Here is a 13442-nt window from a genome sequence, read left to right as displayed (position 1 = left end):
GAGGCGGATTCTTTCTTGTCTAACAATTTAAGGTAAAATTACCAGATTTTTATTCTGTCCTGAGGAGCTTTATACATTTTGTCTCCCGGTTTGATATCAAATGCTTTAATGAATGAGTCCTGATTGACCAACGGACCAAATGCCCTGAACATTCCCGGAGAGTGAGGATCGGTTTTCACCTGGTTGATCATATACTGATCGGTAGCTTTCGTTCTCCAAACCGTTGCCCAGCTCATGAAAAATCTCTGATCCTGAGTGAATCCGCTGATCTTTCCAGGGTTTCCTTTATCTTTTAAGTACATCTGAAGGGCATCATAAGCCACTGCCACTCCACCTAAGTCACCAATGTTTTCACCACTTGTAAATTTACCGTTCACGAAGCTTCCTTTTACAGGTTCGTAAGCACTGTACTGAGCAGCTAACTGGCCTACTTTTGCATCAAAATTTTTACGGTCTGCATCCGTCCACCAGTTATTCAGGTTACCGTCTCCATCGAAACGGGAACCGCTGTCGTCAAATCCGTGAGAAATTTCGTGACCGATTACGGCTCCGATTCCTCCGAAGTTCACTGCAGCATCCGCTTTAGGATTGTAGAAAGGAGGCTGAAGAATGGCTGCTGGGAATACAATTTCGTTGTTTGATCCGCTGTAGTAAGCATTTACAGTTTGTGGAGACATTCCCCATTCTGTTTTATCAACCGGTTTTCCTACTTTATCTAAGCTTCTCTGATATTGCCATGCAGCAACATTCTGAAGGTTTGAATAAAGCGTAGCTCCTTCTTTTGGAGATTCTACTTTCAATTGTGTATAATCTTTCCATTTGTCAGGGTAAGCTATTTTTACGGTAAACTTGGATAATTTTTCCTGAGCTTTCACTTTGGTTTCAGGAGACATCCAGTCTATGTTTGCGATGTGGGTTTTGAATGATTTTAAAAGGTAATCAATATACGTTTCCATCTGCTTTTTAGCTTCTGGAGTGAAGTATTTGTCTACATAAAGTTTTCCGAAAGCTTCACCAAGAACACCATTGACAAGGGTAAGCCCTCTTTTGTTCATCGGGCGCTGTTCTTTTTGTCCCTGTAAATATTTGGCATAGAAATCGAATCTGATCTGCTCTAAATTGTCATCCAGGTTGCTTGCGTTTCCATTGATGATATGGTATTTCAGATAGTCTTTCAGCAGAGGAAGGTTTTTCTGGGTAATGAACTGATCCATATTCTGGTAGTATTTCAGTTCTCCGATGATCACTCTGTCTGTGTTTACACCTGCATCTTTCAGGTATTTGGCAAGATCAACGTTTTTCACAAGACCTGATAATTCAGATACATTTTTAGGGTTGTATCTTAAGTTGGCATCTCTGTTCTGCTCAAGTGTCAGCAAGTAATTGGCAAGCTGTTTTTCAAAGTCTACCACATTATGTGCAGCCTGAGTTGTATTTTTATATCCTAAAACTCCGAATAACTTTCCAACATACGTCTGATATTCGGCCAGTGTTTTTGTATTGGCATCATTTACTTTCTGGTAATAATCTCTTCCCAAACCAAGATCCGGACCACCAAGATACACCGCATTCATCTTGGAATTCTTCATATCAGCACCTACTCTCCATCCGTAGAAAGAATTATCTCCTAATCTTGTAGCTTCCAAAAGGTATTTCTGAAGATCAGCAAGAGTCTTAATAGCATCTATTTTGGCAAGATCAGCTTTAATTGGTGCCAGACCTTCCGTATTTCTTTTATTTGTATCCATAAAAGAAGCGTAAAGATTCTGGATTTTCTGCCCTTCTGATCCTGCAGGGTATGATTCTGTAAGGATTTTGTTCAAAATATCTAATGAAGCATCATCTACATTTTCTCTCAAGGCATTGAAAGAACCCCAGTTGGCTTTATCGGAAGGAATCTGAGTCGTTTTCACCCAGTTTCCGTTCACATAGCTAAAAAAGTCATCCTGTGGACGGACACTTGTATCCATATACGATAAATTAATTCCCTCTTCTTTTGCTTCTTCTTTTACCGGTTCGGCTACTTTTGCCGTAGCTTCAGTTTTATTCTCTGTCCCTGCAGTCTTAGCTGTACCACACGAATTAAGAAATACAATACCTGAAAGGGCAAGTATTCCAATATTTAGCTTTTTCATTAAAGATAATTTTTGATTTTACACAAACTTATCAAATATACAAACTTTAATGATATGTAGTGAATGATAATTAATATATGGTGAAAAGCGAAAAATTCAATGTTTAATGTTTAATGTTATTAGGTATAGAACCACCCCGTCAAAAATTCTTTGAATTTTTGCCACCCCTCCGTGGGAGGGGAATGATGGGAGCCGTTATTGTAACGATTGTCCCTTCGATTACTTATTACTTATTATTTATCACCTATTTTCCCTAATCCCTAAAACCTGCTACCTACCATCTGCTACCTGCTACCTACCATCTATCACCTGCTACCTAAAAAAACAAAACCGCCCATTGCTGAGCGGTTGTTATTTTTACCAGATTTTGATTCTGTCTTCCGGAGCTTTGTATAATTTGTCTCCTTTTTTCACATCAAATGCTTTATAGAAAGCGTCAACGTTGATTAGCGGACCGAAGCTTCTGAAATATCCAGGAGAATGCGGATCAGTTTTCACCTGATTCACCATATATTTCTCACTTGATAATGTTCTCCAAACGGTTGCCCAGCTTAGGAAGAATCTCTGATCCTGAGTAAATCCGCTGATTTTCCCTGGGTTTCCTTTGTCTTTTAAATACATCTGAAGAGCGTCATAAGCGATGTTTACACCTCCTAAGTCAGCGATATTTTCACCGTTTGTGAAAGTACCGTTTACAAAAGTTCCTTTTACAGGCTCATATTTATCATACTGAGAAGCAAGGGCTTTTGTTGCTTTTTCGAAGTTCGCTTTATCTTCCGGAGTCCACCAGTCTACCAGGTTACCATCGGCATCGAACTGTGCACCTGAATCATCAAATCCGTGGCTCATTTCGTGACCGATAACTGCACCGATACCTCCGAAGTTTACAGCAGCATCAGCTTTAGGGTTAAAGAATGGCGGCTGAAGGATGGCAGCTGGGAATACAATCTCGTTATTTACCGGGTTATAATATGCATTTACAGTCTGTGGAGTCATTCCCCATTCTGTTTTATCCACCGGCTTGCCTATTTTAGCTAAATCTTTATTGTATTGCCATTCGGTAATGTTCTGAAGGTTCTGATATAGGTTTCCTCCCTTAGCTTCAGAAACGATATTTAATTTTGAATAGTCTTTCCATTTATCCGGATAAGCAACTTTTACAGTAAACTTGTTCAGCTTCTGCATTGCTTTTTCCTTAGTGGTAGAAGACATCCATGCTAAGTTATTGATATGAACTGCGAAACTTTTCTTTAAATAGTCAATCAGTTCTACCATCTGAGCTTTTGCTTCAGCAGGGAAATATTTCTCAACATATAGTTTTCCGAAAGCTTCTCCCAAAGTACCGTTGATCAATTCAAATCCTCTCTTGTTAAGAGCTCTCTGTTCCTGCTGGCCTCTAAGGTATTTGCCATAGAAAGCAAACTTCATATTTCCTAAGTTTTCACTTAAGTAAGAAGCACTTCCGTGGATCATATGGAATTTAAGATAATCTTTGATCACAGGAAGGTCCTGAGCATTGATCAATTTATCAAAATTCTTATAGAATCCTAATTCACTGATAATGACCTTATCCGTATTTACACCTACTTTTTTAAGGTAACCAGGGATGTCTACTCCTTTCACCAACGTTGAAAGTTCAGCCATTGTTTTAGGATTGTACTGAAGCGTGTTGTCACGGCTCTGTTCATTTGTCAGATAGGTATTTGCGACACTTTTTTCAAAATTTACAATACCTTTTGCAGCCTCATCAGCATTTTTATATCCTAATTCTTTTAGCATTGAAGCTACATATTTCTGATATTCAGCAATAGCTTCTGTATTTTTTTCATTTACTTTCTGATAGTAGTCTCTTCCTAAACCTAAAGTGGCATTTCCTAAATAAACAGCATTCATTTTAGAATCTTTAAGATCTGCATCCACTCCCCATCCGTAAAGAATGTTCTCACCTTCTTTCGTTACAGAAGTAAGGTAGTTCTGAAGATCAGCCATATTTTTAATAGCATCAATCTTATTCAGATTTTCCTGGATCGGTTTGATTCCATCTGCATTTCTTTTCTCCATGTTCATGTATGTAGCATACAGATCCTGGATCTTTTTCCCTTCACTTCCGTCAGCAAATTTATCTTTCAGAAGAGAGTTCAGGATGGTCATGGAATTGTTATCCGTATCCTCCGCCAGTTTGTTGAAGCTTCCCCATGTTGGTTTGTCAGATGGAATTTTGGCTGTTTTCATCCATGTTCCACTCACATAGTTGTAAAAGTCATCCTGAGGACGTACAGAAGTGTCCATCAGGCTAAGGTCTAAGCCTTTATCTGTGTTATTCACTGCTACTTTAGCAGCTTTTGCTTGTGCGCTCATAGTCGTCTGAGTACAGATCCCTGCTATTAAAAACAAAGAAAGCGTTATTTTTTTCATTATGATAACAATTTATAGAATATGTATGATTTATTTTGAATTTGTTACTTTTTATAAAAACAAATTTAAATAAATAACATGAAAGCTTCTTAAGTGGGAAGTTGGGAGCAGGAAGCTGTGATGAAAATCCGGAACTTCCAGCCTCATTCTTCCTTCCTGCCTTTATTATATCATGAAGTTGCTATCTCTTTTACATTTCCGGTTCTTTTCAGAACTCCCCAGGACTGCATTTCGCCTTTCAGTGCTTTTCTTAAACTTTTAAATAATACAATATACATCAGCCATCTATACCCGAATCTCTGTGGAATGATATACAGCAGATTGGTTAATTTTTCCCGCTGCATGATGAATGCCACTAAAGCCAGGGAAGCATCTACCAAAAGGAAGATCAGATAATAGGTGAATATTTTGTCTCCGTTTCCGGACAGAATTCCAAAGAACATAATCACATCTGCCATCGGCGAGAAAAATGGGATGATATATTGGAATAATAAAATATTCGGCATCGCCCAAAGTCCCAATCCTTTATATCTGGGGTTAAGGAAAGTCTGTCTTTGTTTCCAGAACATCTGCATGATTCCGTAGGTCCATCGGAAACGTTGTTTTAAAAACTGATTGGCGGTTTCCGGAGCTTCTGTGACGGCAATTGCTCTGTTCTCGTTAGCCACCGTATATCCGGCTTTTAAAATTTTTACGGTAATATCACAATCTTCTGCCAGGGTATCGGATGAATAGCCTCCCGTTTCAATAACCACTGCTCTTTTAAATGCCCCGATAGCACCCGGAATTACAGTAATGGCATTAATGTGAGCATACGCCAGTCTGTCAAAATTCTGACTCGTTGTATATTCTATAGCCTGCCATTTGGTAAGCCAGTTGACTCTGTTTCCGACTTTTACATTTCCTGCTACTGCTGCAATCTTTTCTTCCGGATCAGAATTTAAAAATCTTGCAATCAGATATTTCACTGCATCCTGCTGCAGTTTGGTATCGGCATCAATACATACTACATATTCGGCATCGGTCTGTGATATTCCGAAATTTAAAGCAGTTGCTTTTCCCCCGTTTCTTTTGGTGAAAATTTTCAGCTTCGGATGATCAGGAAATGCAGCTTTTGCTTTTTCATAGGTAGAATCTTTACTGCCGTCATCTACCATAATGATGTCAAAGTTAGGATAAGTCTGTTTCAATAAGTTCTGCAGGGAAGACACAATATTCACTTCTTCATTATAAGCAGGAACAATAATGGAAACCTTCGGATAGGATTTCAGAACCGGAAACTCACCCAGTTTTTTCTCTTTATTTCTTTCTTTAAAAGCCCAGTACGCCATCAACAATAATCTGATCAATCCTAATACAATGAAAATAGTAAATAATGCCACGAGAAAATGACTTACTCCATAGATAACGGTAGCCAAAACAAGATTCAGCTGCATGATGTAATATGATTTCGTTTTAGGCACTTCAGGCATCAGCTCATTTCTGCTTTTGTGTAAGATATTGGTCAGGTTCGTAAAATGATAACCCTGTTTCTGAAGGGTCGGAATCAGAATCTTTAAAGCTTTTACCGTTTCTTCTCTGGTATCTCCGCCTGCATCGTGAAGAAGAATGATATTCCCTCTCTCCTGTTTGATTCCGGCCATTACACGTTTTACAATTTCATCTGCTTTTATTCCCGGCTGCCAGTCTTCAGGATCTATATTTTCTCCAATATCAAGATAATTCTGCTGTCTGGCCAAAGCTACCGGAATAATCTCTTCCGAAGTGGTAGGTTCAGAGTCTGCGTTGTATGGTGCTCTGAACAGGATTGTACTGTGTCCCGTCACACACTCTATGAGCAAACGGGTAAGTTTCATTTCAAGCAAAGCTCTTTCCGGACTTACTTTTGCGACATTTTCATGGGTAAAAGTGTGATTTCCTATTTCATGTCCTTCTCTATAAATTCTTTTAACAAGCGGAAGATTCTTTTCTGCATTTAAGCCTACCAAAAAGAAAGCGGCCGGAACATGATATCTTGACAATACATCCAAAACCTGCGGTGTATAGATTTCATCCGGACCATCATCAAAGGTAAGCACGAGTTCTTTCTGAGGAGCACTGCCATATTTCTTCACTTCATAAGAACTTGGATAGGTAACATAGTTTTCGTCTGTGATAATTTTCTCTTTCGGATCAACTTCCAATGCAATTTTTCCGTCATGAGGCGTATTCAGGACATCCAGCACTTCCCCGTCTCCAATGTAATCCACCATGGTCTGCCCTTTTACATTTTCCAATGTTTTTAAGTTCAGTTTGGATAGCCCTGCAAACGTAAGATCTTTATCATAGAAGTTCCATACTCTGCTGTCTTCACTTCCCAGTCTCCAGAGTGCAGTTCCTGCCAAAGGATATTCTGAAGAGAAACGCATTGTATTGAAGATAGAAGCCGCATCATTGAAAAATACAGTGTGGGTAAGATTTTTGGAATCCGTATAAGAATAATTTAAATTAAACGTATTGTCATTAAAATCTATAACCGCTTTACTGGCACTGGCTTTCGTAATTGCCTGCATATAAGTAACAGAAGTATTGTCATCCGGATTAGAGCTCCAGTCATAGCCATAAGCTCCAAGGCCTAGAATTATTTTTTGCGGGGAAGTTTGTTTTACAATTTTTCCTGTCTGCTGTTCGATCCATTTCTGAGAAGACACCGGACCGGCATCGCTTCCTGCAGAGTATTCATCATAAGCCATCAGCACAAAATAATCTACATAAGGATTCAGTCCTGGAATATTGTAATCATCATTATCCGTCATAATATCCATGGTAACCAGTAACTGATTTTTTTTGAAAGTCTCTGAAAGCTCTTTCATAAAAGCAATCAGGTTTTCATCAGAATTCAGGTTCATATCTTCAAAGTCAATATTAATTCCTTTGAAGTGGTATTTTTTACATTGCTGAGTGATTTTTTGGATCAGATGAGTTCTTTTCTGAGGATCGTTAAGAACTTTTATCAGTCCTTCCGAGCGGAATTCTCTGTCAAAGTTATTACTCAGCATCGGCATGGCAGCCACACCTGTTCTTTTGATCACTTTATAGCCTTCCGGATCTACATTGGTTTTCAGATCTCCGGTTTTAGGATCAAGGAAAAACCATTCGGGGAAAACAAGATTCACGTGTCTGATATTTCTTTTCAGAGACATCAGAGACTGAGGATCCCAGGCTACATAAAATGCAGAACGGATTCCTCCCGGAAACTGAGCCCAGTTTCTGTTCTGATTTTTATATCTTTCTGCTCTTGCTTTCTCAATCTTGTCGAGATTGGTGTGAATTGTTTTTTCAGAAATAAAGCTTCTGAAACCTTTATATTCTTTAGAAATTTTATTCTCCTGAAGGTAAGGTTTATTGGCTGTAATTACTGCTTTATAATCTTCTTTAAAAGGAATTTTAGGACTTTTGTCCAGAGTCATCATCAGACCTAAAGCAAGAAGAAGCAGTACTCCTATAAAAATAAAGACACGGCTTCCCCATTGCACACTTTTCCAGCGTTTTTTGCTGTTGGTCTGAAAAATCTGTTTGGAATTTTCCACGATTTTGAAATTTATTGAATGGCAGTCAAAAAGCGTGAAAAACTGTATAAAAATTAATTAAAAAAAAATTAAAAAATAATTCTCTATCTAGCTGTTTACAAGCAGGCTTACCACATCCTGAATCACTTTTTGGGAGACAAAATTCATAAAATCTACCCTTTCCAGATGCGGCATGTATAATTTTGAGGTTACTTCCTGATCATTGATTCTGATCGTATAGTAAACTGTTCCAACATCCTTACCGTCTTCTCCTTTCCCCGGACCCGCAACACCGGTTGTAGAAAGGGAAATATGAGTTTCAAACAATTCCTGACAGCCTTTTGCCATTTCCTGTGCCACCTGTTCGCTCACCACGGTAAACTGTTCTACGGTCTTTTCAGAAACATTTAAAATTTTAATCTTTTTCTCTGTGGCATAGGCAACCACTCCACCCAGGAAATATTTCGAGCTGCCGGAAACTGAAGTAATCATTTTTGCCAGTTCACCTCCTGTACAACTCTCTGCTGTGGAGATCGTCATGTTTCTTTCGGTAAGCATTTCTGCCAGAATATTTTCAATTTTATCCTCAGATACTGCAATGACATGGCCTTCTACCAAAGGAAGCAATTTCTGGATTTCTTCTTCTGTTATTTGCTTCAACTGCTCTTCGTTATCACCGGAAGCTGTCAGACGAAGCTTTACACGGGTTCCCACCGGAAGATAAGACAGTGCAATATTTTCCGGAAGTGCCAGTTCCCAGTCTTCAATTTTGTCCGCAAGGATACTTTCAGGAATTCCGACCACAGAAACAATCCGGGTATGGATATAATGCAGACTGAATCTTTGCTGTAAATAAGGAATAATCTGATCTTTAATAAGCGGTTTCACCTCATAAGGAACCCCCGGAAGGCTGTAGCACAATTTTCCGTCCTGTTCCATCATCATACAGGGTGCCGTTCCGTAATGGTTCTGAAAAACGATGGATTTGGTAGGGACAAATGCCTGTTCGCGGTTTCTTTCGAGAATATCTGCTCTTCCACGTCGTTCCATATAGCCTTTCAAATGATTGAATGTCACCTCATCCAAAGCAATTTCATCATCGAAATATTCAGCCAGTGCTTTTTTGGTTTTATCATCACGGGTTGGCCCGAGGCCTCCTGTTGTAATGACTAAATCGCCGGTTTCAAAAGCGGTTTTCAATGCATTTTTAATGGTTTCAATTTCGTCTGAGATCGTAAGAATCTGAATGACTTTTATTCCTATATTTTTAAGTTCAGTCGCAATAAAATTAGAATTGGTATCTACCGTATTTCCGGAAAGGATTTCATCACCGATAGTAATCAGAACAGCTTTTTCCATATGTTTTTTTGTTGAAAAAAATTCTATGCAAATGACGGAAAATTCTGTGGCAGCGGCAATATAAATTGATTTTTTCTATTTTTGAAGAAATTATCTAAAACTACAATACAAATTATGTCTAAATATGATGATGCTTCATGGCATTATGGCGGTGATTTTCCGGAAGGCCTTCCTCAGAAAAACGGGGCGACCCATACAGGAATGTTCCTGAACTGGTGTATCCATAACGATCTGATCTCTGATGAACTGAAGGAAGATGGTGAAGAGGAAATAGAAAAAGTAAAGCGAAGAGAAATAACCGGTGCTGAATTCATTATGGATTCCTGCGACGGAAAATTCTCAGAATATGACCTGAATGAACTGGGAAATCTTTTTGCAAAGGATTATTATGCTGATGATACCGATTTTGGAAACAGATACAGCTCATTCGCTGATGATTACGTGAATATTTTTGATGCTAAAGCAGAAGAAAATGACTATGAATATGAAACTTTCTATCACATTGAGGATACCTATGAAAATTATGATCTGATGAAACAGGTGATAGATCACCGTTTTGAAGAATGGAAAGAATATATTAACAGCTAAAACATAAAAGGGCAAAATTGTACATAATATACTTATCTGCATTTTTGCCCTTCCACTATTTTGCGATTTGGATTATTCTTTACTGATTATGTCTTACCCAGATCAGCTCATCGGTATTATAGCCGATTTTTTTTGCTTTCTGGAGGAAACGCTGACGGATACTTTCCGGAATGCTGGTGGTACGGGAAAGGATCCACAGATATTTTAAACTGCTTCCTGCCACAAGAGCATATTGATAGTCTTCATCAATATCTATGACGTTGTAACCGGCCCAGATCGGTTTAAAAAATGAAACTTTCAAACGGGCTTCTGCAGGATCTTTTACAAATTTTGCTTCCCCGATAGATTCATTCCATACTTTTTTAGTGTAATCATAACCTTTATTTCTTACCTGAATGGTACCATCCGGATTCTCTGTATACTCTGCAGTAACATTGTCCATGTTTTTCTCGAACCTGTAATCGAAACGGGCGACCTCATACCACTTGCCCAGATATTTTTTAAGATTAAAATTCTTTACCGCAGATGCTCCTCTGGGAATTCTTACAGAACAGGAATTGAAAATAATAAGCCCCAGTGCTCCCAATGAAACGGGAAGTATAATTTTATGAATGGTTTTCATGACAGGAATATTTTGGTGGTTATGATAGAACGTCAAAAATAATGCCTTTGGTCTGTTAAGGACCCATAAATTCTATGAAAATACTTTCAGGAAATTATCTTTAAAGCTTCCTGAAACCTCTATTTCCGTATCATCCGCCAGCATCACGGTTCCACTTTTATGATAGGATTTTACAAAGTCCGTATTGATGATATGTGAACGGTGAACTCTCACAAACGGGTTTTCCAGAAGATCATCAAAGTGTTTCAGAAACCGGCACACCATCTTCTTTGAACCATCGGTAAGATATACCTGAGTAAAATTTCCATCCGCCTGAAGTCTTACAATATCTTCTGTTTTTACAACGTCAAATCCCTGTAAAGTTGGCAAAATCAGCTGCTGTTTCTCAGGTTTTAATTTCAGATTCTCAAGAAGGATCTTATTCCGGTTGAGCTCTTCTTTTTTCTCAAGGCTTTCCGCCACCTTATTCACTGCCAGAATCAGTTCCTGAATATCGATAGGTTTTAAAATATAATAGCTTGCTGATTTATTTAAAGCCTGTAAAGAATATTGTGAAAATGCAGTAATGAAAATGGTTTCATAGGAGAAATCTTTGGTAGCTTCCAGCACATCAAAAGCATTTCCGAAAGGCATTTCTACATCCAGAAAGACCAGTTGAGGCTGCTTTTCAGCAATTAACGGAACTGCTTCTTTGATATTTTCAGCTTCACCCAGAATTTCCACCTGCGGACAGTATTTGGTAAGATAGCTTCGTAAAACTTCTCTTGCTATAAGTTCATCGTCAACAATGACAGCTTTTATTTTCATTTGAACAGATTTTAGGTGGCAGATAACAGATTGCAGATGCAAATTAGTGATATTTAACCAATCGTACAATTGGTCCAAAACTTACAGTCCGCCTTAATCCTGCTAAGCAAGATTCATCCGGATAGTCACCAAAACTCCACTGTTATTTTCTTTATCCTTTATAGAGCAGGTGATGTCTTTTTTATACAGATCGTTCAGGAGCTGAATTCTTTCCAGTGTATTTTTCATTCCCCTGCCCTCTCTTGTTTTTTGATGTTCTGTTTTTTGCTTTTTACTTTCCTCAATACCTATTCCGTTGTCTTCAATAAGGATTTTAAGATGCGATTCACTTTTTTCGAAGCTTAATGTTAAAAATCCTTTTTCGGTTCTATAACGGAGTCCGTGCCAGACAGCATTTTCCAGAAATGGCTGTATCAGCATTCCCGGAACCTGAAGGTTTTGCATATTCAGATTTTCATCTACTTCAATTTCGTAATCGAATTTATCTGCAAAACGGGTCTTTTCAAGCGCCAGATAATTTTGCAAAAGGTCAAGCTCCTGCTGAAAAGGAATAAAATCTTCGGTGGAATTTTCCATTACACCGCGCATCAGCTTCGAAAATTTTGTAAGATACTGATTCGCTTCAAGCTCATTATTGGTGGCTATAAAATGGTTGACACTATTTAAACTGTTAAAAATAAAATGGGGATTCATCTCTCTTCGCAGCGACTGAAGAGCTATTTTCTTATTTTTAGTCTGAACTTTTTTCAGCATTCTGAAAATGAAAATAATGAGTCCGGTGAGTACAATCAACGCTCCGATCAGACCGTAATTAAATACATTTTTCTTTCTGATCAATTCATCTTTCAACTCTTTTTCTTTTTCCAGCTGTGAAATCCGCTGTTCTGTATCTTCCAGAATTTTATTATCAACAAGGCTTCTGTCTTTGGAAACAAGATTTGGAAGTTTTCCCAAAAAGTCTCTGTATAACTGAACGGAGGCATCAATATTTCCTGAGATCGCATAAAGGCTGTCCAGCTTTTTTACACTTTTCTGTGCTTCCAGTGTATGACCTTTGTCCAGCGCAATTCCATAGGCATTTTTTAAAAGATCTACGGCTTCCTCCGGATCATTTTTTTTAATATAGATATCTGCCAGTTCCTGAATCTGATTAACTTTTTCCTGCGAGTTTTCTTTTACAAAGTCTTCTTTCAAAACTTTCTTCTTGGCTTCAATAGCTTTTTCGAAGTTTTTGTTTTCAACATACAGGTCTGCCAGCTTCTGATTGATGGCAAGAGCCTGTTGAGGAGCTTCTTTTTTAGAAATTTTATAGGCTGTATTTAGGTTTTCTTCAGCACTGGAAACATCTTTCTGTTTCAGGTTAACATCTGCCAGCTGGCTGTAGCTTTCTGCAAGGTCTCCCTGATCATTTTCCTTTTTAGTCAGATTGATATTATTCTGAATCGCTTCTGCTTTCAGTTCGGGTGTAGGAGAAGAAAGTCTTGCCGCATCATTAGAATTCACAGCTTTACTTTTTTCGCTGTAACTTACCTGTGCAGCCATGCTGTAATTGCTGATAGCAGGAGTTATTTTATTCTGTTTCTCCTGTGACTGGGCTAATCTTCGGGTTGCTTTCTCGATATTGGGCTTATCATTGAGCTTTTCATACAGTTTTTTCGCTTTTGTATAATACTCTTCACTTTTGGGAAAGTTTCCGCTATTGAAAAATGTTTCACCGATATTATAGTAAGAATCTGCTTGGGCAGGCTCATTTTTGGTGTCCATTGCTCTTTTCAACTTCTTTGTTTCTACCTGCACTTCTTCCACAGCAGCACTGCTGTTAGTAGTGGTTTGGGAAAAGATTGTATTTCCCGAAAGCACCAATAAGAATAGAGTAAAGAATTTAAGCATTTTCATAAAACAAAGATATACATATATATAGTCTACTCAAAAACTATTCACCAAGTGAAAGTTCCATTTCACCAAGTC

Annotated in this window: 8 protein-coding genes; 1 reads left to right on the top strand and 7 read right to left on the bottom strand. The window is 38.3% G+C overall.

The window, feature by feature from the left end:
* Positions 1–38: 38 nt before the first annotated feature.
* The 4 genes from ACLI50_RS18260 to ACLI50_RS18245 form a co-directional block, all read right to left on the bottom strand.
* Positions 39–2135 carry a M13 family metallopeptidase gene (locus tag ACLI50_RS18260; RefSeq protein ID WP_202839698.1) on the bottom strand — a complete coding sequence of 699 codons (2097 nt, stop codon included), beginning with the start codon at positions 2133–2135 and terminating at the stop codon, positions 39–41.
* A gap of 357 nt (positions 2136–2492) precedes the next feature.
* Positions 2493–4550, bottom strand: a complete 2058-nt coding sequence (locus tag ACLI50_RS18255; protein WP_411414376.1) for a M13 family metallopeptidase — start codon at positions 4548–4550, stop codon at positions 2493–2495.
* 170 nt (positions 4551–4720) lie between these two features.
* A complete protein-coding gene (locus tag ACLI50_RS18250) occupies positions 4721–8119 on the bottom strand; it encodes a trifunctional glycoside hydrolase family 18/polysaccharide deacetylase/glycosyltransferase family 2 protein (RefSeq protein ID WP_411414375.1) in 3399 nt (1132 codons plus the stop codon).
* A gap of 87 nt (positions 8120–8206) precedes the next feature.
* Entirely contained in the window at positions 8207–9457 is a 1251-nt protein-coding gene (locus tag ACLI50_RS18245; RefSeq protein WP_411414374.1) for a CinA family nicotinamide mononucleotide deamidase-related protein, read from the bottom strand.
* A gap of 114 nt (positions 9458–9571) precedes the next feature.
* On the opposite strand from ACLI50_RS18245, the gene ACLI50_RS18240 reads away from it, so the two are divergent.
* Positions 9572–10045, top strand: a complete 474-nt coding sequence (locus tag ACLI50_RS18240) for a DUF7832 domain-containing protein (protein WP_110010729.1) — start codon at positions 9572–9574, stop codon at positions 10043–10045.
* 79 nt (positions 10046–10124) lie between these two features.
* Here ACLI50_RS18240 and ACLI50_RS18235 read toward each other — a convergent pair whose 3' ends face one another.
* The 3 genes from ACLI50_RS18235 to ACLI50_RS18225 all read right to left on the bottom strand — a co-directional run bounded on the left by ACLI50_RS18235 (position 10125) and on the right by ACLI50_RS18225 (position 13370).
* On the bottom strand, positions 10125–10667 hold the full coding sequence (locus ACLI50_RS18235) for a lipocalin family protein (protein ID WP_202839715.1): 543 nt from the start codon (positions 10665–10667) through the stop codon (positions 10125–10127).
* 72 nt (positions 10668–10739) lie between these two features.
* Positions 10740–11474 carry a LytR/AlgR family response regulator transcription factor gene (locus ACLI50_RS18230; RefSeq protein WP_395972746.1) on the bottom strand — a complete coding sequence of 245 codons (735 nt, stop codon included), beginning with the start codon at positions 11472–11474 and terminating at the stop codon, positions 10740–10742.
* Positions 11475–11576: 102 nt separating this feature from the next.
* Positions 11577–13370, bottom strand: a complete 1794-nt coding sequence (locus ACLI50_RS18225) for a tetratricopeptide repeat-containing sensor histidine kinase (protein WP_411414373.1) — start codon at positions 13368–13370, stop codon at positions 11577–11579.
* Positions 13371–13442: the final 72 nt, after the last annotated feature.

Origin of the sequence: Chryseobacterium cupriresistens (genome assembly GCF_046614675.1) — a bacterium.
Classification (GTDB): domain Bacteria; phylum Bacteroidota; class Bacteroidia; order Flavobacteriales; family Weeksellaceae; genus Chryseobacterium; species Chryseobacterium cupriresistens.
The sequence above is the reverse complement of the archived record's forward strand: the minus strand, read 5'-3'. Positions and strand labels throughout refer to the sequence as shown.

Bases quoted from the DNA above. Each gene is read 5' to 3' on its own strand.
- ACLI50_RS18260 (WP_202839698.1), bottom strand. From the start codon at position 2,135: ATGAAAAAGCTAAATATTGGAATACTTGCCCTTTCAGGTATTGTATTT.
- ACLI50_RS18255 (WP_411414376.1), bottom strand. From the start codon at position 4,550: ATGAAAAAAATAACGCTTTCTTTGTTTTTAATAGCAGGGATCTGTACT.
- ACLI50_RS18245 (WP_411414374.1), bottom strand. From the start codon at position 9,457: ATGGAAAAAGCTGTTCTGATTACTATCGGTGATGAAATCCTTTCCGGA.
- ACLI50_RS18240 (WP_110010729.1), top strand. From the start codon at position 9,572: ATGTCTAAATATGATGATGCTTCATGGCATTATGGCGGTGATTTTCCG.
- ACLI50_RS18235 (WP_202839715.1), bottom strand. From the start codon at position 10,667: ATGAAAACCATTCATAAAATTATACTTCCCGTTTCATTGGGAGCACTG.
- ACLI50_RS18230 (WP_395972746.1), bottom strand. From the start codon at position 11,474: ATGAAAATAAAAGCTGTCATTGTTGACGATGAACTTATAGCAAGAGAA.
- ACLI50_RS18225 (WP_411414373.1), bottom strand. From the start codon at position 13,370: ATGAAAATGCTTAAATTCTTTACTCTATTCTTATTGGTGCTTTCGGGA.